A 22,962-nucleotide genomic window follows, 5' to 3' on the forward strand; every position below is an offset into this window, starting at 1 on the left:
CAGGCAATGCCGAGAACCGGCACCGCTATAAAGCGGCGCCGGTCAGGCAGGTCAGAATCAATAGATGCTGAACGGGAAGTACTTGTCGTTGATTTTCTTGTAGGTGCCGTCAGCGACGATCTCTTTCAGTGCGACGTTCAGCTTCTCGCGGATCGGGTCGTTTTTACGGACAGCGATACCGATTTTGTCGCTTTCTTCTACCGGATCGCCTTTGAATTCGTAAGACCTGCCGGCGTCGCTTTTCAGCCACTCGTAGTTGACGTATTTGTCGGCGAGGATGCCGTCCAGACGACCAGAGGTCAGGTCCAGGTAAGCGTTTTCCTGAGTGTCGTAGAGTTTGACTTCGACGCCTTCCATGTTGTCTTCCAGCCAGGTACCGGCGAGGGTCGCACGTTGTGCGCCGATCACTTTGCCTTGCAGGGAAGCCTTGTCGGTTTTGAAATCGACACTTTTCGGAGCGATGAACTGCAGCTTGTTCGAGTAGTAAGGCTCGGTGAAGTCGACCGCTTGCTTGCGCTCGTCGGTGATCGACATCGAGGAGATCAGGAAGTCGAACTTCTTCGCGTTCAGGGCCGGGATGATGCCGTCCCAGTCGGAGGTGACCACGGTGCACTCGACTTTCATCTTGGCGCACAGGGCGTCGCCGATTTCCTTGTCGAAGCCGACCACGTTGCCGCTGGCATCTTTGTTGTTGAACGGCGGGTAGGCCGCTTCGATGCCCATCTTCAGGGTTTCGGCCATGGCACCGGCGCTGAAAGCCAGGGTGACGGCGGCAGCCAGGAAGACCTTTTTGTAGTTCTGCATGTGGGGAGCTCCGTTAGCGGTTGCTGGACATGAATTGTTTGCAGCGCGCCGAAAGCGGGTTTTCAAACACCTGCTGTGGCGATCCTTGCTCTTCTACCAGGCCCTGGTGGAGGAACACCACTTCGCTGGAGACCTGACGGGCGAAGCCCATTTCGTGGGTCACGAGCAGCATGGTGCGGCCTTCTTCGGCCAGTGCACGGATGACATTAAGTACTTCCTGGACCATTTCCGGGTCAAGGGCTGAGGTGGGCTCGTCGAACAGGATCACCTTGGGCTGCATCGCCAGGGTTCGGGCGATGGCGGCGCGCTGCTGCTGGCCGCCGGACAGTTGCGCCGGGTAGGCATGGCGCTTGTCGGCGATGCCGACCTTGGCCAGCAGGGCTTCGGCCACTTCGATGGCTTCGGCCTTGCTCTGGCCGAGCACGCGGCGCGGAGCTTCGATGATGTTGTCGAGCACGCTCATGTGCGGCCAGAGATTAAAGTTTTGAAACACAAAACCAATCTCGCTGCGCAGGCGGTTGATCTGCTTGCCGTCGGCAGCGACCAGTTCGCCGTTCTTCGCCGCTTTGAGTTTGAGTTCTTCGCCGGCTACGAGAATCTGGCCCTGGTGCGGGTTTTCCAAGAGGTTGATGCAACGCAGGAACGTGGACTTGCCGGAACCGGAAGAACCCAGGATCGAGATCACGTCGCCGTCGCGGGCGGTCAACGAGATGCCTTTGAGCACCTCAAGCTGTCCGTAGCGTTTGTGCAAATTGCGGATTTCAAGCGCGGGCGTGGCCTCAGCCATGTGCGTTCCTCATAGTGTTTCGCTCCTGCTGTTGGCGGCCTTCCTGGCGAGGCGGCCACGCTAGCATAGCGTTTGAATGGCAGCCAACAGCGCTACGGGCGGTAAACGGAAGTGATGTGGCAGGTTGTCGCATCGGTACAGCAGACTGTCGCGCTGCTATCAACCGAACAGCCGTTTGATCCTGCTTTTAAATACAAAGCAGCCGCGGGTTGCGTAAAAAAGGGCGCGATGTTGCCAGCTTTGGCGGGGTGTTGGAAGCGCTATGCGGCCAAACGTTCCTGATCCGCACTTTTATTGTGCGTCGAGCGTTTACCGGATGTGTTTCTGGTGCGCGCGCTCGTTGGAAAAGTGAGTCGCAGGGTAACGTTCTGGCAAAGTGCTATTACTTTCAATGACTTGCGATGACTGTCCGGTCAGGTCGAGATCGCCGTGATAGACGGTTTTGAAACATTTTGGCGCAATTATTGCGTACAGAATCCAGAACGCCCCGTTGGTTTCTTTTTACGAGAAAGAAAACCAGGCGGGATGCATGCATTCGCTTTTCCTTACAAAGGTAGTTTCAATGAGCAGTACCCCAAACTCCAATGGCCTCGAACAGGGGCTTAAACCGCGTCATGTGACCATGCTGTCGATTGCCGGGGTTATCGGCGCCGGCTTGTTCGTAGGCTCGGGTCACGCCATCGCCGCCGCCGGCCCGGCCGTGCTGTTGGCTTACGCTGCCGCCGGTATGCTGGTGGTGTTGGTGATGCGCATGCTCGGTGAAATGGCCGTTGCTTCGCCAGACACCGGCTCCTTCTCGACGTACGCCGATCGCGCGATCGGTCACTGGGCCGGTTTCACCATCGGCTGGCTGTACTGGTGGTTCTGGGTGCTGGTCATCCCGTTGGAAGCCAACGCCGCCGCCACCATCCTGCACGCCTGGTTCCCGAACGTGGCGATCTGGGCGTTCACGCTGATCATCACCCTGCTGTTGACGGTGACCAACCTGTTCAGCGTCAAAAACTACGGTGAGTTCGAATTCTGGTTCGCCTTGATCAAGGTTGTAGCGATCATCGGTTTCATCGTCCTTGGCGTTCTGGCGATCTTCGGCTTCCTGCCAAGCAGCCAGGTCAGCGGCGTTTCGCACCTGTTCGACACCCAGGGCTTCCTGCCAAACGGCATGGGCGCGGTATTGGGCGCGATCCTGACCACCATGTTTTCCTTCATGGGCACCGAGATCGTGACCATCGCGGCCGCGGAATCGAAAAACCCTGGCCAGCAAATCTCCAAGGCGACCAACTCGGTTATCTGGCGGATCGGCTTGTTCTACCTCGTGTCGATCTTCATCGTCGTGGCCCTGGTGCCATGGAACGACCCGATTCTGGCCAGCGTCGGTTCTTACCAGACTGTGCTTGAGCGCATGGGCATCCCGAATGCCAAGCTGATCGTCGACATCGTGGTACTGGTTGCTGTGACCAGCTGCCTCAACTCGGCGCTTTACACCGCCTCGCGCATGATGTTCTCCCTGGGCAAGCGCGGTGACGCACCGGCCGTTTCCCAGCGCACCAATAAGAGCGGCACGCCGTATTGGGCTGTGATGTTGTCGACCGGTGCTGCGTTCCTCGCCGTGTTCGCCAACTACGTCGCCCCGGCTGCGGTGTTCGAGTTCCTGCTGGCCAGCTCCGGCGCCATCGCGTTGCTGGTGTACCTGGTGATCGCCATTTCCCAGCTGCGTATGCGCAAACAGCGTATGGCACGCGGTGAAAAAATTGCCTTCAGCATGTGGCTGTTCCCGGGCTTGACCTACGCGGTGATCATTTTCATCGTGGCGGCCCTGACCATCATGTTGTTCCAGGAAGCGCATCGCGTAGAGATTCTCGCGACCGGCCTGCTGGCGCTGTTGGTAGTCGCGGCAGGCGTGCTGGTAGCTCGTCGTCGTCACAATGAGAAGCTGAGCGCAGCCTTGGCGCGCTGAGATATCTGACTCAAGCCAATTGTTGTTGAGGCACCGAAACGACCGCCATCAGAAATGATCGCGGTCGTTTTTTTGCCTTTCATTCAGGTGCTTTATTGGGTGGTAAGCGGATAGACACGATGATGGCGAGATAGTAGCCTTTGCACCGAATGTGTATCTCGCTGTTACGGGATACGATGGAGTTTCAGGACACGGATTGTTCGACGCCCTCAGCCTTTGCGGCTAAAAGCCCCCCGACCCTTTCTTGCCTGCTCCTTCATCTGCGGTGTGTTCACAGATGCATTTGCGTGTGCCTGCCGTTCAAGCGGCAGATCAGAGTCAGCGCTGCATGGAGCTAGCCCGGCCACTCAGCCAACCCATTGGGGCATCAAGGAGACAGGCATGGCGTTTACATCGGTTGTGTTCAAAAACCCGAATACCGGTGCCATGAAAGAAGCGCCAATCGGCTTCTCGTGGACTGTGTTTTTCTTTGGCTTTTTCCCGGCTTTATTCCGTGGTGATTTCAAGTGGGCAGCGATCATGTTTGTCGTGGCCTGCTTCACTTTTAGCCTCAGCAACCTCGTGTTCATGTTCATCTACAACAAGCTGTACGTTAAGGATCTGATCGGTGCCGGCTTCAAGGCTCAATCCATTGCCAGCGGTGATCTTAGCTACGCCAGTGCCAAGATCGGCATGGAAATCCCGCGTCTGAATCCTGTGGCTGCCTGAGGCTTGTAGCTTCTGCAGTTAAAAAAACGGCCGCTGTCAGTGATGACGAGCGGCCGTTTTTGTTTGAGTCGTAATCCTTACTCGGCTTTTTCTTCCAGCGACTCACGGTAGACATCCAATGCAGCGCCGAAATCGGCGATGAACTGTGGCTCGCTCAGCCACGCCTGGGCGGCGTCGCGGTCCATGCCGTCGGCCCACATGCGGTAGTCGATCAGCATGTCGGCGGCCAGGTGGGTGGCAGCCATGCCTTCGTCGTCGGCGTTTTCCATGTCCAGCAGTTCTGGGTGGTCGATGATGATAAAGGCGAGGTTCGTCAGCAACACCGAGAGCATTTCACTGCGGCTGACGGCTTCCGCATCGCGCATTTTGCTGAACATCGCCAGGGTGTATTCCGGGATCGGCTCATCGAGATGGCCAAGGTCATCGTCCAGCGCGGCGGGTTTGCGGCCGTGGATGTTGATCTGCTTGGCTTTGGCCTTTGCGCGCTTGGCGCGTTTTTGTTGCTTGTTCAGGGATGCCATGGGAACTCAGTTGGTTTTCTGTTGGGTTTGGGCGGCGATGATATCGGACGCTGCGACATAGTCGGCCTGGAAGGCCGGTGATTCGATCCACGCCAGGGCGCCAGCCTCGTCGACTTCGGTCGACCATTGGCGGTACTCGATCAGCGCGGCGAGGATGAAGTCCATCGCGCCTTCTTCGCCTTCTTGCTCGTACACCAGCTCCAGCAGCGGGTCTTCCAGGAAGGCTACGCACATCGCTTGCTGGCTGATTTTTTCGGCGTCGATCATTTTCTTGAACAGTTCGGTCAGGTCCACCGATTCGAAGTCGATGCGATCATCGTTCGGGTCCAGCTCGACCGGTGCGGCTGCCCGCTGCGTGCGGTTTTGCTTGGCCTTGGCTTTAGCGCGAGTGGCGCGTTTGTGCTGCTTGTTGGCGGAGGCCATGGGTGTCGTTCCGTAATTCGTTGAGGGGCTCAGTTGCGCGGGACTTGCCGCCCGGGGGTATCGGGGGCCAGTTCGCCGGTCTGCAACCAGGACAATGCAATGGGCCATAGTGTGGCTTGGTATGCGCTGCGAAAAAAGGCGAAATGTCCGACTTCTTTTTCGCCGATGTCTTCGGGGGCGATTCTCAGGTGGGTGTTTGTACTGCCGGTGAAGTAACCGAGCAGGCGTTCAATGGCCGCAACGGTGCCGTAAGGATCGTCGCTGATACTGATGGCCAGGGTTTTTGCGCTGACGTTAGCGAACGGGAGCCCACCGTCCCTGGCGTGGATGACGCGACCGCTGGGGCGTTTTTCGTAGCGGGCGGTGGGCGTGCTCCAGTCATGCACGACGCCGGCAGGCGTGTCTTCCAGCCAGCCAAGGCGTTTTCCGGGAAAGTAGCCATAAAGCATCGTCACCAGCGGCATCACTACATGCCATTTGCCAAACATTCGCCAGCGGTGGGCCGGCGCGTAATCGCGCCAGTAAGCAAATTGAGCGCCTACCGTCACCAAGCGCCGAATGACACGCCCAGAGGCTCCCAGGCCCGCTGCACAGCCTCCAAAGCTATGACCGACGACATCGCAGGGCTGGCCGGGGAATTCTCGCTGAGCGCGCCTGAGCATCGCCTCAAAGTCCAGTGCGCCCCAATCGGACCATGAAGCGTCGAGATCTCTCATTGAGGTGGGGCGGGACTCACCGATGCCTCGGTAGTCGAAGGTGATCACGTCGAAACCGTTGGCGAACAGGTAATCGGCGAAACGCGAGTAGTGGCGGCAGCGTACCGAGGTGGCGGCGTTGATGATAACGACCGGGCGGGTTGCATCCTGCGGGGCGTGCCGCCACGTGAAGCCGCCGAGCATGAAGCCATCTGCGGCGGGCTCCTTGAACGGTTCGCCGCAAGCCAGGGTGGGCTGCGACAGCTCAATCTCAGCCGGCGCCAATGGCGGTATGTCCTGCACATTCATAGGTTTCGGGCCTTTGCGCGGAGTCGCTAACGATAGTCTTCACGTTGCTTGGGAGCAATCCACCGGCACTATCGTGATTTCTGATAAAGCAGTCGTTCTTCTAGCGCTGCCTGCTCCCGATCCAGCTCCGCACGAAGCTCCTCTTCGCTCGGCAGCACCAGTTTGTATTTGCTGGCGAACAGTTGCTCATTACCCTCCAGGATTGAAAAACGCACCACTGATTCATCTTTTTGGGCGCAGAGAATGATACCGACAGTGGGGCCGTCCTCCGGTCCTCGTCTGAGCTCGTCGTACATGCGCACATACATGTCCATTTGGCCGACGTCCTGGCAGGTCAATTCGCCGCGCTTTAGGTCGAAGATGACGAAGCACTTGAGCAGATAGTTGTAGAACACCAGATCGATGTAAAAGTCTTTGCTGTCGGTACTGATGCGTTGCTGTCGGGCGATAAAGGCAAATCCTTTGCCCAGTTCGAGCAAAAAGCCCTGAAGTTGGTTGATCAGTGCTTGTTCGAGTTCGGTTTCCAGCACCTGACCTGCGTTGGGCAGGCCAAGAAACTCCAGTACGACGGGGTCACGAATGAAATCCCTGGGGCTGGCGCGCATTTTCTGGATATTGGTATCTGCTTCATCCTTGACGGCATCGCGGTCCCGACTCGCCAGCAGGCGCTCGTAGTAAAGCGTGTTGATCTGGCGCTCCAGCGCACGGCTGGACCAGTTTTGAATGGCTGATTCGTTCATGTACCAGTGGCGAGCGTGGTCATTGTCGACTCGTAACAGGCGGCGGTAATGGGTCCAGCTCAATTCGTGACGCAGTGCGTCACACATTGGGAATGCTTGATAGAACAGGCGCATATAACGAAGGTTGGAGGCATCAAAGCCTTTCCCAAACTCGGCTGTCAGAACCTTCGCCAGCATTGACAGCAACTGCTTGCCATAACCTGCCCTTCTGGCCCCCTCCTGCTCAAACTCCACAATATGCCGCCCGATCTGCCAGCAGGTTTGTACTTGAGCGGTATCGACCGCGCGCAGCACCTTTTGACGTGCCTGACGGATCAGCTCCCCAAGATTGCCCACCAGTGAGGCGAGTTGTGGATCATGCAGGTGATCGGATTTGACGAGGCTCATGGAGTCTTCCGCGGCTGAAGGAACAGGCGAAAGAGGATGACAAGGGAGCGTCATTCGGCGATGCAGGATGGCGCTGGTGATTCGCAAGGAAATGCCGGATCCGTTTTGCAGGAGCAAGCCGACGTCAGAGCACGTTTGTGGAATACAACCTGTAGTCCATTTCGCCGTGAGCCAAAGTACCAATCAATCTAAAACCCTGGCCTTCGGCGAGGCGTCTAAAAAGGGGTAACGATAGGGTTCTACAGAGCCCGGGAGTCGTCATCATGAAAAACTTCCATTCATTCATGTTGCCCCTCATCGCTGTCGGTGTGCTGGTTTTTCCAGGGATCGCGCCGGCGGCCAGTCTTGATCCTGTTGATAACGCAGGCGTACAGGTCCAGCGTGAAGCGCAGAACGGCATCACTTACCTGAACGGTGGTATCGGTGAGGATGAATCAAAGGCCATCCAGCAGACGTCGGGTTACAACCTGCACATGACGTTTTCTGTCGGGTCCGGGAATGAATACATACCCGATGTAGAGGTGGTGATTCAGAAAGCAGCGGGGCAAACAGTGTTGACGTTGAGTCAGGCTGGCCCGCTGGTTTATGTCCAGCTGCCTCCTGGCAAATACACCGTTGTTGCGACTCGCAATGGAGAAACGCGGCGGGATACGACAGACATTGGTAGCGGCGCAGCGCGCAACCTGGTTTTTCACTGGAACAGCTGATCGGTTTCTTTAACGACCGGCGTTATACCTTGAGCAAACAGGCGGCAGTCGTCTTGAGACTGCTCGCCTGTCGGTCGCATCAGGCCTGCGTCGTTTGACCGCGCAGGATCTGTTGCTTGCGTTGCTCTTCTGGCAGGTCATTGATGCAGTAGTTGATGTAGAAAACGTTCAGGAAGAAGGTGTAGAACGCGTTCATACGCAGATCGATTTTGTGCTCGCTGAGGGCGTATTCCGACAAGGCATTCTTGGCTTTGAACGCCCAGACGATATACAGGGCGTTTGTCGCAATAATCAGAATGCCCGACAACGCTTCGAACAGTACCTCGCCTGAATTGGACAACGCGTGGCTCCAGCCAAGGCAGACGGCCAGCCAGATAATGTAGGTGTTATCGACCAGTTTGATCTTGGTGGTTTCGCTGATTTTCTGATTGGTTCTGACCAGCCACAGCAACAGGTACAGCCCGAAGGTTGCGACCGACAGCAAAACCATATTCAAGGTTTTGGTGTTGATCTTGTCTTTGAGTTCATTGATGTCAGACATAACGGTTCCATGTTCAGGATCGAGGGGAGGGCGTGCTTGAAAGGGGGGGCAAATCGTCCTGCAGGGGAGAAGGTGTTCTGCGGGGAGGGGGTGAAAAGCACGCACTCCTTGCGCTGTCTCTAGCCTGTGGCGATTGATCCGAATGCGGGGGGCGTCGGGATCGATGCTGACCATCTTCCATGTACGCGAAAAATGATAGCACGGAGCTATCACTGGACTGGATCAAAAAAAGGAAATGTTTCAGGCGTCTGTGCTGTGGTTTTCTGCCGTTATCAAATCGCAGGCATAAAAAAACCCTGAATCTTGCGATTCAGGGTTTTCGGTATTTGGTGCCAGAGACGGAACCGAACTGCACGCCTAACTACTTGTTGTTATTAGGGATTTTATGGTTAGGTATCCTGAGATGCCCCCAAAAATGCCCCCAAAACGAAAAGTAATCCCGGTCTTGGTTCCCCATACTGCCCTACACATCCCAGCTAAAGCCAACAATATAGGGATGCATTACATTCGTAGAATACGCAGCGTGCTCCGGATCCTGAGCCCAATAGTCCCCTGGAGCATCTGCTCTGCCAATTCAGCATCCGCGATGCAGGTTATTCCTTGCTCGTTCAGCGTGAACAGCGACTCGGGAAGGCGTCCTTGCTTCCGGGCCTGAATGATCGCGGCCTTCGATATGCCCACGCGGCGAGCGATTTCGCTGATAGTGCATCGCATGACCTTTCACCTCACTGCTAGCTTTATGCAAGCGTAGGTCAGATGGTAGCTAGCTGTCTTAGTACCTTAAGGCCCGGCGCAGGCTGAAGTCCTAACTATCCACTGCTGTGAAATCACCTCTAACATATTTGGTCTTTCGTGAGCGGGTAACTACCGGCGTAGGCTTGTAAAAACGTTTAGAGCTGTTTTGGCGGACACAACCGAAACAAAAATCGCGTCGCTACGCAAATTTCACGTCTGCTGATTAACCAAACGCTGCCAGATTTTACGCTGCAACGCAGACTTCAAAACGATGCCTGCGTTTTTACACACTCTGGAACCTAAGGAGATGTCATTAACGCCCTAACTGCCTATCCGGGGAACAGGTAAGTTGCGCCCGGAGCCGACTGTATGAGCTTTATCTGACCAGACGAGCTGTTTGCGGATCGTACGCAAAATCGGTAATCGACCCATCCCGAACGCGCTCAACCGCTTCATCGATCACATGCAGCGGCACCAGAAACCACTCCCTAGGTTTGACCGGATGGCCGAAGCGGTCTTCGATGGTTAGGTCCAGCTGCACCGCACCGAACAGGCGGTGGAAGATGTTTTCCAGCCTAGTGCGGTTCAGGTTGTGCAGCTTGTAAGTAGCGACCACCTCCACATCTGCCAGCAAGTAAGTGGCATCTTTATCCGCCGCTGCGATGCGGGTTTCCACTTTTCCACCGGTGACGCCGATCTTGTGGATCAGCTCGCGGTGCTTGGCTACGAATGGGTGACTGGACTGGCTGCGCAGTACATAAATAGTGCCAGCCTCGATGTCGTCCGGCTCGGCTATGTCGCTGAATAGGGGGCCGGAATCTACCTTGATGAGCCTAGCCCCGGCGCGCCCGTCACTGTCCTTGTAGAGCGCCCGCTGCAAGGATCGTAATAGCAGATCGCTTTCCGTCTCATTGGAGTAGATAACACGCAGACGCCCATTCGTCTCCGCATTTGGCGTCTTGTAGGTGTCGCCCACCTCGGCGACATAAGCAATGAGTCCGCTCAGAATGAAGAAGTCCCCGGCCTCGATGCTGGCGTTCTTGCCAAAGGGTTTGGTTACCCACAGTTTTTGCTTCAGGCCTGCTTCCGCTTCATCAAACAGTGGCTTAAATCTCTCGAAGTCTTTACATGGGTTCCGGGCGGCAATTTCTTCTGCCGCCTTTATTGCCGCACTGGTACGCACATGCCGCAGCACGGTGATATCGTCTTGGTCGACGAACTCACTGCCGATGCCCAGTTCGGCTAGCAAAGCGTCCTCATCCAGGTCATCCACATTTACCGTGGCTACCGCAGCACCTGACAGTAGGCCTTGATTATCCAAGCCTGCCAGTAGGGTTTGTGCTTCCGGTGACTTTCGCAGCTGATCCAGGCGCACGGCGTACAAGCGCTCGAAGATTTCTCGGTCTTCACCATATTGTGGAGCGCGGCCATGGGCCTGATAGAACCGCTGAATGTCCTCGAAGCCAGCGATGATGCGTTCTCCGCGAGGAGTTTTAGTGGCTGTCTTGAGTGAGGGTACTTCTACGCCCAGCGCATTTAGCAGGTCGTCATCGTTCATTTCAGCCATTGGCGGATTCTCCTTGCGCCGCTTTGGCTTGGGCGCGGTAACGTGCGAACGCAACCACACCTTCAGCCATTCGTTTCTCCCAAGCATCGGCGGAGTTAATGTCTGGCAGCCGGCCACGCTCGTTTTTGAACTGCAGCGCGCGCATTGCCAAGTCTCGTGCTTCGTCTTCGGGAATGCTCACCTTCTTGGCTGCAATGCTGGCCTGCACTTGGCGCAGGGATTTTTCATCCATCGCCTTCGCCAGCACCGCATAGGCGGCATCAAAGGGGTTGATGCGGTCGATCAGATCAATGTCTAGCTCGCGCACGTTAACGAATTTGCGCACGCCTTCCAGCAGGGCTGTACTGCCTTTTAAGGTGTCACTCTCATTGGCATCGGCCTGAGACAACATCAATTTGGCCTGCTGGGTAATGTTCATGGCTGCGATGGCATGCTGACGGATTGCTTCCTGGTCGACGTCGCTCAAGTCGGGGTAGCGCTCGCGCACGATCTTGCCCATGCGCAGTTGGGTCAGCTCTTCGGGTAGGGTGTTTTCCTTATCGAATAGGCCGCGTTCCAGCACGGTTTTGTCCTGCAGGAAGCTGGTTACCACTTCGTTCAAGTCGTCTTTGCAGATGCGCGTGGCTTCTGTGCTTTGCGGCGTGGTCAGGCCGTTGATTTCGACATGGTACTGGCCTGTGGTTTCATTCACTCCCAGATTGGTGCCACCTGATTGATAGCCCTCGCCACCGTTGTAAATAAAGCCTTCTTTCGGCCCGGTATCTTTCGGGGTGAACTCATAGCGCGGGGCGAGCACCTGTTCCATCAGCAGGCTGGCGGAAATGGCCTTGAGCATATCGTTCACCGCTTCAGCTACAGCCGCTTGGTCGGCCATTGGCTCAGCGATCAGGTTGGTGAAGCGCGAGCGCTCCTTGCCTTCGGCATCACGCGTGGCGCGGCCAATGATTTGTACAATTTCGGTCAGGCTCGAACGGTAGCCGATGGTCAGCGCATGCTCGCACCAGATCCAGTCGAAGCCTTCCTTCGCCATGCCCAGTGCGATGATCACATCCACGTTGTCGCGGTTGTTCTTCTGCGCAGGGTCTTTCAGTGCACTGAGCACTTTGGAGCGCCTGGACGCATCGCTGTCATCCACTAGGTCGGCCACTTTCAGTGTGCGACCATCTTTGGCCTTGATGAGGTGGAAACCGGTGGCAGGGTCGACACCCTGCCAATCGCCCAGCGAACTCATGATCTCGTTGACCTCACGCTCCTTGTCTTTGAGGCTCTCGCGGGAATTTACGTTTGGAATATGGACGATGGTTTTCAGCGCCGGGTCCAGCACCTTGGCGACCGCATCCACATACCTACCGGTGTAGAAGAAGTAGCCAATATCTAGCGACTTGAGCCAGCGGTAGCCGTTGAGCTGTTCGTAGTAGGTGTACGTCACTGTCTCAAACTTGTTTTCTTCCTCTGGGGCCAGCACCGCCTCGCTGTCACCCCGGAAATAGGAGCCGGTCATGGCAACCAAGTGCACTTTGTCGCGGCTTATGAACGCGCTCAGCTGACTGCCGAGTTTGTTATCTGGGTTGGCGGAAACGTGATGGAACTCGTCGATGGCTATCAGGCGGTTGTCGAAGGCTTCGATGCCCAGTTCTTCCACGGCAAAGCGGAAGGTGGCATGGGTGCAGACTAGCGACTTGTCGTTGCTGTTCAGGAAGGCGCGTACGGCGCCTACCTTGGACTTGGCCACACGCGGCTCATCGATGCCAGGGGCATTGCATAGGTTCCACTGTGGTTCCACCTGCCAGTCCCAGTAAAAGCCATGTTGGCTCAACGGCTCATCGGCAAAGCTACCGCCAATAGAGCGTTCGGGTACCACGACGATAGCCTGCTGCAAGCCCTGGTTATGCAGCTTATCCAGCGCGATAAACATTAGTGCGCGGGACTTGCCCGATGCGGGGGGCGATTTGATCAGCAGGTACTGTTCGCCGCGCTTGGTATAGGCGCGCTCCTGCATGGTGCGCATGCCCAACTCATTGGCCTTGCTGGATGCCCCAGTGTGCGCTGTAGTAATGGATACCGACGGCACCGTGTAGCTGTTGGTCGGGTTGGTAGTGTCAGTCACGGTGATTCATCCTCCATGAGGGTGAGGTTGTCAGGCTAGCAGGGGTGTAGCTCATGCCATTTTCCCTCGTGGCTTTTTCGGTGTGGCCTTCGCTGTGTTTGTCGCCATCTTGGTATAGAGGTCAAACAGCTTTTCCAGTCGCTCAGTGTCGTTCTTGAAGCGGCGGCCGATGTAAATCCGCTCCAACACTTCATCGTTGTGCTCGTGGGCACGCCGGAGGTTATCCGGCATGGTGTCCGGGTCATACAAATCGGCGATGGTGGCGGGGAAGTGGGCTTCGCGGGCTAAAAGAATGCTCTCTGCGCTGGCTGTAAGATCTGCCTTGTTTTGCTCGGTGAGCAGAGGCATCGGGAACGTGTTGTAGCAGAGCGCTGACGAATAGCGCAGGTCAGTTTTTAGCCGTCCAGCAAGCGCCCGAACCCAAGACATGTGCAACAGGCTAAGAAGAATGGACAAGTGCCACACTTCTGCGTCATATATGGCCTGCGCGGAGTCCCCAACTATGCAGTCGCTCGAAAGAAGGCCGAAGGGAATATACGTTCGCCTTTCAGACGAGACACGCGGAACAATTATAAGATGTGATTTGGCTTGGTGTGTATAGCGGAACTGATGTGGTCGTGATGCAATACCTCGGGCGACATCCCCACCGTCCAAGCGGAATTTACGAACGTTATCGATTCTATGTTTAATGTCTGGAATAGATTCTGCCAAAGGGCTACTCGTATTATCTAACCAGAGGCAATAACGCTGCTCGCCATTCAAATAATCTTTTGAACCATATAGCCGTTTAATTAGGTGAATGGCCTCTGGGTGATTATTTACCAATTCCTCTTTTTGATCGCTTGACAGAATCAGGTTGCCTCCATCGTAGGGGCTGTTCCCTGTAATTATTGGCATTAATTCTGAAATGGGTGAGAGGGACTGAAATACGACTATTTCATTTCCCGAGGCCAAGTAAGGTCCAATGCAAGACACTTCCCTTGCAAGACCGTTTTCAGTCAAGATTTTCTGCTTTCGCCCACGCGGCCTTAATCCGATTATGGAGCAAATAACAGCTGCATTCTTGGTCGCATTGTTTGACCATTTGAAGTCCTTGTGAGCAAAGGAGATCTCGATTCCAAGTTTGAAGATTCGCGGCCAAAGCTGATGAACCTGTGCGCCTTGGTTCACCGAGTTTGTGACTACAAAAGCGACCTCGGCAGAGTTTGAAGCCGAATACTCCGCTCCTTTCAATAGCCAAGCCGATACGTAATCTAGCTCGCCGTTTTTCTCGTGAGAGCCAAAAACACTCGCAAGCTCTGCCTTCTGTGACGGCGACTGCCCTTTACCTCCCAAATACGGTGGATTACCACAGATGTATGTCTCACCGCCTGCGTTGTCAAACTCAATCTCGGCTTGGTCGAGCGGAGAGCTAAATAAGTCATCTGCTACTAACTTCACCTCGGTGCCCGTAGGCGGGCAGATGCTTAGCCAGTCGAGCCGCAGTGCGTTGCCACAAACAATCCAGTTTTGTGAGTCCAGCGGTAAAAACTCAGCCAGTGCATCCTGCTGGCCGCGGTACAACACGTCGCACTGAAATTCGGCAATGATCAGTGCCAACCGGGCAATTTCTGCCGGAAAGTCGCGCAACTCGATGCCGCGAAAATTGGTCAGTGGGATTTCCGATTTATTGTTGGCCTGCCCTCGAAGGCGATTGATCTCCGCCTCAATCTCGCGCATCTGTTTGTAGGCGATGACCAGGAAATTGCCAGAGCCGCAAGCCGGATCGAATAAGCGGATATGCGCCATGCGCTTGCGTAGGTTGAGCAGCTTGGCTTTGTTGTCACCGGCTGCCTCCAGTTGAGTACGCAAATCATCCAGAAATAGTGGGTTTAACACTTTTAGGATATTGGGCACGCTGGTGTAGTGCATGCCCAGCGCGCCGCGCTCTTCATCATCGGCTACGGCCTGGATCATGCTGCCAAAGATGTCGGGGTTAATTTTCTGCCAATTCAGGTTGCCTGCGTGTAGCAAGTAAGTGCGCGCCATCCGCGTAAAGCGTGGCGCTTCGGTGCTACCAGAGAACAGGCCGCCATTCACATAAGGGAAGGTGTTGGCCCAACTGGGCAGACGCGTCTGAGCAGTGACGCGCTCGGCCTGCTTGATGTTCATGGCACGGAAGATTTCCGACAGCACCTGGCTGGTGTTAGATCCGTCGCGCTCGCTCCAGCGTTCCACGGTACGTGTGAACAGGCTATCGCCATCGAAGATATCGGTGTCTTCGGCAAAGAAGCAGAAAATCAGCCGCGACATAAAGTGGTTCATGTCATGGCGGCGTTCGGATTTGGCCCAGTCTGGGTTTTCATTCAGTAGCTCGACGTACAACTTGTTCAGGCGGCTGGTGGCGCGCACGTCGATGGGGTTGTCCTTGATCTCCTTGATAGTGGAGATGCCGGCCAGCGGCAGCAGGAAACCGAAGTGGTTGGGAAAGTCTGGGTAGGCGCAGGTGATGGTTTCACCCGTGATCAGCTCTTCGGCCTCCAACGTTTGCCCGTCGCTAGCGAGGATGAACTTGGCTTTGGCTTTTGTGGTGGCCGGGCTGTCGCGCAACGCCTTGAGCGCTTCGCTTACGGTGCCGGGCTCGCATGCAGCGATATGAATGTTGCTGCGCAGTAGTACGCCGCCGGGTACGTCCGAGGCGTTGTTGTTGCCGGCGCGCAGGCGCTTGAGCGTGGTTTCCTTGTTGTCGAACGCGGCCAAGAAGGTGAACGGAAACTCTGCTGCGTCAAAGGGCTCAAGGGCCAGATCCGATATGGCGGACTCAATTTCTAATGCATTCATGGTTTACCACTGTCCAGATCGCCGATGCGCGAAGGCGGCGTTTTTAGCCGCAAGATTTTTTCTGATGGTTATATTCCGGCCAGCACATGCCGTTCTGTCGGCTTGCTTTCAGCACCTGCAATTAAGCCGCATCGGTTTTCCGGATGTTGCTTTCCACCCGCCGAACGCCCTAAGTCAGTGACCGGGAACACGATGCCGGAATGATAAAGGAAGGCGGTTCTGCCATGCGAAAAAAGTCTCAGACCTCCCCGTGTTTTCTGCAGCCCTCCTGGCTGGGCCAGAAAAATGGCGGATTTGGTTGTTTCTGGTGTGCCCTAATGAAAATAAGACAGGTGTTTTTTCAGTTTCCTGGTCACTCTTTTTACGCCACAAAGTCGGCGAATGTCGCGCCCGAATGTACCCGCGACAAAAGGTGGAAAGTCAGTACCTATACCGGGGGGGGTATATGTAGCCCGCTATTGGCGTGCTACTACTTCAGTGGGGGGCGGGTGATCTTCGAGTGGTTAGCAGCGGGTGGTGGCGCTCCACACTTCGGGTGACTGCGGATCAGTCTGGCAGCGTAGCGTGCATGCGTTTCGCATTGTTCGGCCAGGTCTTGATCTTTTAAGCCTCGTTTCAGTAGGTGCGCTGGCGAGCATGCCAGCAGGCGATCGACGGCTGACATGTTTGTCCCACTAATACCAAGGGCTGTCTGCAAGCGGTGAGTGCATTCAGGGTAAGCGGCCTGCCTTTACCGGCGCGTTAACATTTCGTCGAAGGCGAGCGCCCGGTGTCAGTGTGAGACTTGGGTGGCTGCCTAGGTGTCGGTGACAGAGTGGGAGTGCCCTAGATTTACCACACTTCTTTTTTTGAGTGTGGGTTATATAGGTTTATGTAGGGTTATATGAGGAAATAAAAAAATTAGGCCTACCACATTTCTACACTTTTTTGAGTATTGTTACCCTATATATACATTTATAATGTCCACCTGCAGTATATATATGTAGTTTACATATATTAAGTTGTTTTATATGGAAAAAGTGTGGTTGGTGTGGTGGGAAGCCTGCAGGCCAGTAAGCACGTGACTTCCAGCCCACCACAGTTTTTAAATAAAGCGTGGTGAAAGTGCGATAAACGCAAAAAGTGTGGCTCTCACAGGCGACTCAAAAAGAGCCCGACACGAAGGCCGGGCTCTAAGTCAAATGCACGAGCATGTTGGGTCGTCCTTATTGGCCTAATCGGATCCGTTCTCCGGCTGCTCGCGTCGGTCGGGTGTCATGTCGGGGCTTTTGAGACGTATCCCTTTGAGGCCTCTAACGCCATCCACCCAAGCGTTCTCGCAACCCAATCGAATCAGTGCTTGCGTGAAGGCTGTTTGTTTTTTGGGTCGCTCTCCCACCTCCGCGCAATGCCTCACATAGCTGGCGTACAGTTTCTTTTTGGTGTCCATAAAAGGGGTTGCCCCAGAGATCGGCCCAAGCTCGGAATACTCGCCCGCCCATTCTGCAATAACATCCTGCTCGTCAAAATATTCCGCTGTTGCGTCGGCCACCACTTTCGGGATCACGAATCCGTTGGCCTTTAGGTCAAACCATCCATCAAGCATCCAGCGCAAAATTTCGGGGCCCTCATCGCGCAGTTTCCTTTCTAGGCCTTCATCAGGCGTGGCGGGCGTGTACAAAAAAGGGATGATGTAGATCCGACGGCGTATCGCCGCGTCGACATTGGTGAGATTCGGTTTGTTATTGCTGATGAACGCCAGTTTGAATTGCGGGAAGTAGGTGAAGTTTTGACCGTACAGGAATCGGGCGGTCATCAGTTCACCGCCGGTTGCCCGTTTTACCCTATCTTCGTCCCACTTCTGGCTTTCACCCGTCTCGCTCGTCGTCGCTAGACGAGAACCCATCAACATGGCTAGATCAGTAGTGTGCTTTTGGTATTGGGTGGCGATGAACGTTCCCGGTGCCGCTACGGTCGCGTAGTCCCCGAGAATCCATTGCAGGATGTTGAGGAACACTGACTTGCCATTGCCGCCAGGGCCGTAAATGAAAAAAAATTTGTGCTTGTCGGTCATCCCGGTCAAGCAGTAGCCGCAGAACTGTTGTAAGTAACGAATCAGTTCGGGGTCGTTGTTGGTGACCTCCCGCAGGAATTTCAAAAACAGCTTTGGGGCTGAACCTACAGGGCCAGGACTGATGGCGGTAACTTTTGTGATGTAGTCATCGCGCCGTGGGGAGTAGATCTCACCAGTGTTCATATTCACGGTGGAGTCGGGCGTGCCCAGTAGAAGCGGGTTGCTGTCCCATATCTCGGCGGTGACGGAAAAATTTCCCAAGGTGCGGGCGATCTGTTCCACGTCGCAATAGGTTTTGCGGTTCATAAACGGCGGACGATTGAGGGCGTAGGTGTCGCAGACTAATTTCGACTGACGCAGGACGTGTCCTTTTTGATCTTTGTGCCAATGGCCTTCACGGTATTCGAACCATGCCTTGTTGGTATTGCAGTAGCGCAGAACCTCAGAAAATTTCCATTCGAACCACTCGGCCAGATACTTCTGGTTCATGTCGCCCGCCGAGATAAACACCGGTTCGTGTGGTTTCGCATCGTTGGCGTTAAAGGGTGGATGGTCGGTCGGTGGTGGGGCTTTCTTGCGCGACTTGCGCTGCCTGGGTGGCGCGATATCGCCCAGCGCTGGCGGCATGTAGTCGTCCGTACACTCTACCAGTCGGGCATGGATCTGACTGTCATCCTCGGGTGGCAGGTCATCCATCCATGACGGCGGACCATCCTCCAGCGCAAGCGCTGCTCGCGCTTCAGCGATATGGTCATTTGGGGCGGCGCTGTTCTGATCCATGTATGTGATGACGTCCTGCTTGCTCCAGCCATTCGCCAGCGCGTCGGCCAGGTCGAAGCCGTCACACCAGTCACTGCCGGGGTCTGGCACCTTCACCAGATGCACGGTGCAGCCCAGCCCTCGCAGAATCTCGGCGATTTTGGCCATAGCCTTGGCGCCTGGTTGCTCGAAGTACGGCAGATACTCTCCTGCGCGCGGGTCGGTCACCTTGTAGCGCTGCGAGTCACAATCAGGCCATAACCATACCTCCTTGCCTGCAAGTGGGGTCCAGTCGGTCTGCTTGACGGCACCGCAGCCCCCGGCCCATGTCACACACAGCAGGTCCGGCACCAGCTTGCGGGCCGCATCACAGGCCTTCTCACCTTCGACCACCAACACCCGGTCGGTGCCTTCCAGCAGATGCAGTTGATACAGGGGGCGGGGAGTGTCTAGGGACTTTTGCCGCCATTTGTTTTCCTCCTTGCTCCAGCGATGAGGGATAACGTCCTTGTGCCCGTCGACCTCGATACGGCACGCGTAACTGATCAGCGCGCCGTTAGCCAGCCGGTAGGCGTATGCACTGATCACGGGCAGGTGACCATTGCCGCGGCCCCTCCAGATCGTCTTCGGCGGCGGTGCATCCGGTGGCGGCATCACCGCTGTCCACTTGTGCTTTTTTTCCTTGGCTTTGGCCTGCACACTGGACGGTGTCGTTGAATGGGCACCGGCTCGGCTATGCAATGCCTTCGCCGCTTCTTGCAGGCTCTCGCCGTGAAACTCGCGCCGCCAGTCGAAGTGATCGCCACCCTTATTGCATCCGTGGCAATACCAACGCTCGGCACCGTCGATCTTGTCAACGTATATGCGTAGGCTGGGTGTCTGTTCGCCGTGTAGGCATAGTCCCTTGTATTCTTTGCCTGCACTGACTAGCGCCACGTCTTCCCTGATCAGATCCACCAGCGAGACACTGTTCTTGAGCTTGGCCAAGTCCACGCTATTCATGGCCGCCCCCCCCCAATTTTCCAGCTTCTCGGTAGCGGCTTTGGCTCGGACTCGACAACGAGGATGGTGGAGATCCCGCCTCTAACTAAGTACGCCACCTGCGCTGCGAGATTGTGAGCGCGTATCCAGTTATAAGAATTACGTTTGTCTTTGGGTGCTTGGGTTAACTCGCCGTAAGCCTCCACGAAGTCGAGGCAGGCAATGCGAAAAAAGGGACGTCTGATCACTATAGTGCGAGCGCCAATAAGTGACTGATAAAGAAGTTCAAGTGCCCGATACATGTGGGCTGTTTGTGGGTCTCCGCGCTTTATCTGCTCTAGGGCAGTATTGCATTCAGAACTGTAATGAGGTTTCCGGTCATCGCCGGACTTGATATATTCAAATCGCAAGTTCATGTTCATTCCCTCTACGGAGGCGCTTTCTTCAGGCAAACCGAAAGCGCCCCGTTTTTTTGTGCAGGTTGTTCGAGTCGTTTTAATCAGTTGTTAATGCGTAAGGCGGTTGTCGGAAATTTGGTAGCGACTGCCCTGGCGTCTGGCGTCTGGCGTCAGACCACTTCGGCGCGGCTCTCACGAATGCGCGCCTCCTGCCATTCGAAGACCTCGTGTTCGAGCCAGGCGGACGACTTGGGCCCAAATTTTATTTGGGCGGGAAACGTTCCAAGCCCAATGCGTCGATAAATTTCAGTAGCGGAAAGCGTGGTTAGCGCTTTGACGGTATCCAGCTTTATGAACTTTCGGGGCTCGGCGGCGACGGTGGGAGTTTCGGTTGGGGTTTGAATTTGTTTAGTTGTACGTGCCATGTCGTGTGTCTCCACGGTTGTAAAGTGATTACACGATTTACGCTAGGCGTGGCGATGGCGTTTGAATAGGGTTTAGGTTAACGAAAACCTAGGGAGGGTAGGGGTGTAGGTTTGCCTCAAATCCGAGCGAAGCTAGGGAGGGTAGGGGTGTAGGTTCGCCTCAAGTCCGAGCGAACCTAGGGTAGGTGGGGTTGTAGGTTCGGGGTAAGCTCGCTCGGGATAACTGCTGAAAGCCCACGCCTGTGCGGGTTTTGGAAGGGGGGAGGTTCTCAATGCCCCGGCGTTTTACCTACACCTCCTTCCGGTTTCCAGTTCGCCGCCTTGGCAAGCGCCTCGATAACTGATTTGCTGGGAGCGCCGTCGCCATTGATCAACCCAAATTCACTGGCATGTTCGGTCAGCCAATTGGCAAGCGCCTGCTTTGGGGTTTTGCCTCTAAGTAATTCGGGATTGGTGGTAACGGCCTCCCAAGCGTTAACCAGCGCCTTAATCTTCGGGGCGTATTCGGTGTGGGTTGGATCAAGATAACCTGGCTGTTGATATGTTTGGGGGCGGGTGAAGAAAAGCGCGGGGCGCATGCCTTGCTTGTCCAGCCATGCACGAAGATCGTCAGCGCAGACCATTGTCTCGGTGGGGTCGATCTTCTCCCCGAACTCATACAGGTCCTCATTAGGCGACAGCGCGTAAAGGTGTCTCGCCACTTTAAGGACTTCGGCCTTCAGCGTGCCGAGCTTTATAGCTGCCATTAGGCTGCGAAGTGCGGCGCTGAACTCGTTACTGCGGGGATCGCCATCAGCGGTCGCCACATAAACCTGTCCCAATTCTTGAACGCTGGTCTTGATCAAGCTGGGCGAAATACCGTGAATTAAGGCGGCGGCTTCCGCAAGTGACAGAGCCTCGGCTGATCGCCAAGACTCCATCTCCCCAGCAGACATCTGTTCGATCACAGGCGTACCCCCCAACAAAAGATTTAGAGTACACCTGTTTCCTGTCGTGATGGCAGGGGTGGTTTGGGGGACTTTTGTGGGTGCGCGGGACTTCAGGCCTTACGCTTGAAGCATGCTACGTTGGCGCCTGCACAAAGTGCGTCGATGGAATCAGCCCACGCCTGCATCATGTCTCGGCGCTGATCCAGATAAACGGCATGGTTGTAGGTGTCGCGGATGCCGTCCGAATCGCCATGGGCAAGCTGGCGTTCGATCCAGTCGCGGTTATAGTTGCGCCCGTTCAGCTCAGTGGACAATAAATGGCGAAACCCGTGGCCGGTCTGTCGGTCCTCATAACCCATTAGGCGCAACGCTTTGTTGATCGTGTTTTCACTCATCGGCCGGTCGGGGTTTTGCTGGCCTGGGAACAACAGGGCATAGCTGCCGGTGATGACGTGAAGCTGGCGCAGGATCGCGACCGCCTGACGGGGCAGCGGCACCACGTGCGGGCGACGGGCTTTCATCCGCTCTTTGGGGATCTTCCACGTGGCAGCGTCAAGATCGAATTCGGACCAAGCGGCGGTGCGCAGTTCTCCGGGGCGCACGGCGGTCAGCATCAGCAGGCGAATGGCACAGCGGGTAGGAGCGTAAACATTTGCGGCCTCCACCTTTGCCAGCAGGTCAGGTAATTCGGCAAATGTGACGTGTGGGTGATGGCGAGGAGGCTTCGCTGATGCTGCCAACACATCCAGGTCAGTGGCCGGGTTGGCGTCTACTACTCCCTTGGCCAGCCCATAGCGAAATATCTGATGCAACCACTGGCGAATCTTACCGGCTGCATTGAGGGTGCCCCGTCCCTCCACGCCGCGTACCAGTGCCACTAGTTCGGGACGGGTGATTTCCTTTACGGGGCGCGAACCAATGCCGGAGAGGATGTCGTTCTCCAGGTACAGATTGGCCTTGTAGCGGGTCGTCTCGGCCCAGCGAGGGGCATTGTAGTCGTACCACTCCCGCGCCAGCGCCTCAAAGGTCAGCTGTTTGACCTTCTGTGCTTGCTTGGCCGCCTGTCTTTCGGCGCTGGGATCTTTGCCTTCGGCTATCAACTGTTGAGCGTCAGACTGCTTTTTTCGTGCCTGTACCAGCGTCACTCCAGGGTATGACCCAAGTGCCAGTCGGTTTTCCTTGCCGAAGTGGCGGTATTTGAGACGCCACAGCTTTGAACCTGTCGGCATGATCTCCAGATACAAGCCTCCACCGTCAGAGAGCTTGTAGGGCTTCTCGTGGGGCTTGGCTGCCTTGATGGCTGAATCGGTGAGCTGTATGACTTTGCGAGGCATTGGGGGATCTCCGTAGGGGCATAAAATTGACCGAACCGGGGATGCCCCCAGATATGCCCCCAACTGTTGGGGCAGCTAGGGGTCATTTGGGAAAGCATAGACAACAAAAAACCCGCACTAGGCGGGTTTCTTGGGGCTTTCGGGTGGTTTAGACACCACCTGAAATTAATTAGTGGTGCCCAGAGACGGAATCGAACCGCCGACACGGGGATTTTCAATCCCCTGCTCTACCGACTGAGCTATCTGGGCAACGGGGCGCATTAAACTGGTTTTTCAGG

17 protein-coding genes and 1 tRNA gene are annotated in these 22,962 nt (G+C 55.7%); 3 read left to right on the forward strand and 15 right to left on the reverse strand.

Annotated elements, in window-relative coordinates; genetic code table 11:
• Positions 1 to 57 precede the first annotated feature (57 nt).
• Positions 58 to 804 carry an ABC transporter substrate-binding protein gene (locus tag C7534_RS06605; protein ID WP_109785328.1) on the reverse strand — a complete coding sequence of 249 codons (747 nt, stop codon included), beginning with the start codon at positions 802 to 804 and terminating at the stop codon, positions 58 to 60.
• 13 nt (positions 805 to 817) lie between these two features.
• The gene (locus C7534_RS06610) at positions 818 to 1,591 is read right to left on the reverse strand and encodes an ABC transporter ATP-binding protein (protein ID WP_007897462.1); all 774 of its coding nucleotides are present in this window, start codon (positions 1,589 to 1,591) and stop codon (positions 818 to 820) included.
• A gap of 562 nt (positions 1,592 to 2,153) precedes the next feature.
• Between C7534_RS06610 and gabP the strand changes: the two genes are divergently transcribed.
• Both gabP and C7534_RS06620 read left to right on the forward strand, forming a co-directional pair.
• The gene (gene gabP, locus C7534_RS06615; protein ID WP_046031255.1) at positions 2,154 to 3,545 is read left to right on the forward strand and encodes a GABA permease; all 1,392 of its coding nucleotides are present in this window, start codon (positions 2,154 to 2,156) and stop codon (positions 3,543 to 3,545) included.
• 381 nt (positions 3,546 to 3,926) lie between these two features.
• Positions 3,927 to 4,253 carry a hypothetical protein gene (locus C7534_RS06620; RefSeq protein ID WP_046031254.1) on the forward strand — a complete coding sequence of 109 codons (327 nt, stop codon included), beginning with the start codon at positions 3,927 to 3,929 and terminating at the stop codon, positions 4,251 to 4,253.
• Between the two features lie 77 nt (positions 4,254 to 4,330).
• Here the strand turns inward: C7534_RS06620 and C7534_RS06625 are convergent, their stop codons facing one another.
• From C7534_RS06625 to C7534_RS06640, 4 genes are all read right to left on the reverse strand, one after another.
• Entirely contained in the window at positions 4,331 to 4,774 is a 444-nt protein-coding gene (locus tag C7534_RS06625; protein ID WP_046031253.1) for a hypothetical protein, read from the reverse strand.
• A 6-nt stretch (positions 4,775 to 4,780) separates the two neighbouring features.
• Entirely contained in the window at positions 4,781 to 5,197 is a 417-nt protein-coding gene (locus tag C7534_RS06630) for a hypothetical protein (RefSeq protein WP_046031252.1), read from the reverse strand.
• A 29-nt stretch (positions 5,198 to 5,226) separates the two neighbouring features.
• Positions 5,227 to 6,201, reverse strand: coding sequence for an alpha/beta hydrolase family protein (locus C7534_RS06635; RefSeq protein WP_109785329.1), 975 nt, complete (start codon positions 6,199 to 6,201; stop codon positions 5,227 to 5,229).
• Positions 6,202 to 6,269: 68 nt separating this feature from the next.
• On the reverse strand, positions 6,270 to 7,328 hold the full coding sequence (locus C7534_RS06640) for a PDDEXK nuclease domain-containing protein (RefSeq protein ID WP_109785330.1): 1,059 nt from the start codon (positions 7,326 to 7,328) through the stop codon (positions 6,270 to 6,272).
• Between the two features lie 263 nt (positions 7,329 to 7,591).
• On the opposite strand from C7534_RS06640, the gene C7534_RS06645 reads away from it, so the two are divergent.
• Positions 7,592 to 8,035, forward strand: coding sequence for a hypothetical protein (locus C7534_RS06645; protein ID WP_046031249.1), 444 nt, complete (start codon positions 7,592 to 7,594; stop codon positions 8,033 to 8,035).
• Between the two features lie 79 nt (positions 8,036 to 8,114).
• On the opposite strand, the gene C7534_RS06650 is transcribed toward C7534_RS06645, so the two are convergent.
• From C7534_RS06650 to C7534_RS06700, 9 genes are all read right to left on the reverse strand, one after another.
• Complete coding sequence (locus C7534_RS06650) at positions 8,115 to 8,576, reverse strand: DUF4234 domain-containing protein (RefSeq protein ID WP_046031248.1); 462 nt, start codon at positions 8,574 to 8,576, stop codon at positions 8,115 to 8,117.
• 1,111 nt (positions 8,577 to 9,687) lie between these two features.
• Positions 9,688 to 10,878, reverse strand: a complete 1,191-nt coding sequence (locus tag C7534_RS06660) for a GIY-YIG nuclease family protein (protein WP_109785332.1) — start codon at positions 10,876 to 10,878, stop codon at positions 9,688 to 9,690.
• On the reverse strand, positions 10,871 to 12,985 hold the full coding sequence (locus tag C7534_RS06665) for a DEAD/DEAH box helicase (RefSeq protein WP_109785333.1): 2,115 nt from the start codon (positions 12,983 to 12,985) through the stop codon (positions 10,871 to 10,873). Before C7534_RS06665 ends, C7534_RS06660 begins: the two co-directional genes overlap by 8 nt.
• A gap of 51 nt (positions 12,986 to 13,036) precedes the next feature.
• Entirely contained in the window at positions 13,037 to 15,805 is a 2,769-nt protein-coding gene (locus C7534_RS06670; RefSeq protein ID WP_109785334.1) for a class I SAM-dependent DNA methyltransferase, read from the reverse strand.
• A gap of 1,213 nt (positions 15,806 to 17,018) precedes the next feature.
• A complete protein-coding gene (locus C7534_RS06675) occupies positions 17,019 to 19,619 on the reverse strand; it encodes a phage/plasmid primase, P4 family (RefSeq protein WP_109785335.1) in 2,601 nt (866 codons plus the stop codon).
• Positions 19,620 to 20,166: 547 nt separating this feature from the next.
• On the reverse strand, positions 20,167 to 20,421 hold the full coding sequence (locus C7534_RS06685) for a helix-turn-helix transcriptional regulator (RefSeq protein WP_109785337.1): 255 nt from the start codon (positions 20,419 to 20,421) through the stop codon (positions 20,167 to 20,169).
• Between the two features lie 269 nt (positions 20,422 to 20,690).
• Positions 20,691 to 21,368 carry a hypothetical protein gene (locus C7534_RS06690; protein ID WP_146206160.1) on the reverse strand — a complete coding sequence of 226 codons (678 nt, stop codon included), beginning with the start codon at positions 21,366 to 21,368 and terminating at the stop codon, positions 20,691 to 20,693.
• A gap of 92 nt (positions 21,369 to 21,460) precedes the next feature.
• The gene (locus C7534_RS06695) at positions 21,461 to 22,684 is read right to left on the reverse strand and encodes a tyrosine-type recombinase/integrase (protein ID WP_442963199.1); all 1,224 of its coding nucleotides are present in this window, start codon (positions 22,682 to 22,684) and stop codon (positions 21,461 to 21,463) included.
• 173 nt (positions 22,685 to 22,857) lie between these two features.
• Positions 22,858 to 22,933, reverse strand: a tRNA-Phe gene (locus C7534_RS06700).
• Between the last annotated feature and the right edge of the window lie 29 nt (positions 22,934 to 22,962).

This window comes from Pseudomonas sp. OV226, assembly GCF_003148705.1.
Taxonomy (GTDB): Bacteria; Pseudomonadota; Gammaproteobacteria; order Pseudomonadales; family Pseudomonadaceae; genus Aquipseudomonas.

Coding starts and splice junctions, on each gene's coding strand:
- C7534_RS06610 (WP_007897462.1), bottom strand. CDS start 1,591: ATGGCTGAGGCCACGCCCGCGCTTGAAATCCGCAATTTGCACAAACGC.
- C7534_RS06625 (WP_046031253.1), bottom strand. CDS start 4,774: ATGGCATCCCTGAACAAGCAACAAAAACGCGCCAAGCGCGCAAAGGCC.
- C7534_RS06630 (WP_046031252.1), bottom strand. CDS start 5,197: ATGGCCTCCGCCAACAAGCAGCACAAACGCGCCACTCGCGCTAAAGCC.
- C7534_RS06640 (WP_109785330.1), bottom strand. CDS start 7,328: ATGAGCCTCGTCAAATCCGATCACCTGCATGATCCACAACTCGCCTCA.
- C7534_RS06605 (WP_109785328.1), bottom strand. CDS start 804: ATGCAGAACTACAAAAAGGTCTTCCTGGCTGCCGCCGTCACCCTGGCT.
- gabP (WP_046031255.1), top strand. CDS start 2,154: ATGAGCAGTACCCCAAACTCCAATGGCCTCGAACAGGGGCTTAAACCG.
- C7534_RS06645 (WP_046031249.1), top strand. CDS start 7,592: ATGAAAAACTTCCATTCATTCATGTTGCCCCTCATCGCTGTCGGTGTG.
- C7534_RS06620 (WP_046031254.1), top strand. CDS start 3,927: ATGGCGTTTACATCGGTTGTGTTCAAAAACCCGAATACCGGTGCCATG.
- C7534_RS06675 (WP_109785335.1), bottom strand. CDS start 19,619: ATGAATAGCGTGGACTTGGCCAAGCTCAAGAACAGTGTCTCGCTGGTG.
- C7534_RS06660 (WP_109785332.1), bottom strand. CDS start 10,878: ATGGCTGAAATGAACGATGACGACCTGCTAAATGCGCTGGGCGTAGAA.
- C7534_RS06650 (WP_046031248.1), bottom strand. CDS start 8,576: ATGTCTGACATCAATGAACTCAAAGACAAGATCAACACCAAAACCTTG.
- C7534_RS06695 (WP_442963199.1), bottom strand. CDS start 22,684: ATGCCTCGCAAAGTCATACAGCTCACCGATTCAGCCATCAAGGCAGCC.
- C7534_RS06635 (WP_109785329.1), bottom strand. CDS start 6,201: ATGAATGTGCAGGACATACCGCCATTGGCGCCGGCTGAGATTGAGCTG.
- C7534_RS06670 (WP_109785334.1), bottom strand. CDS start 15,805: ATGAATGCATTAGAAATTGAGTCCGCCATATCGGATCTGGCCCTTGAG.
- C7534_RS06685 (WP_109785337.1), bottom strand. CDS start 20,421: ATGGCACGTACAACTAAACAAATTCAAACCCCAACCGAAACTCCCACC.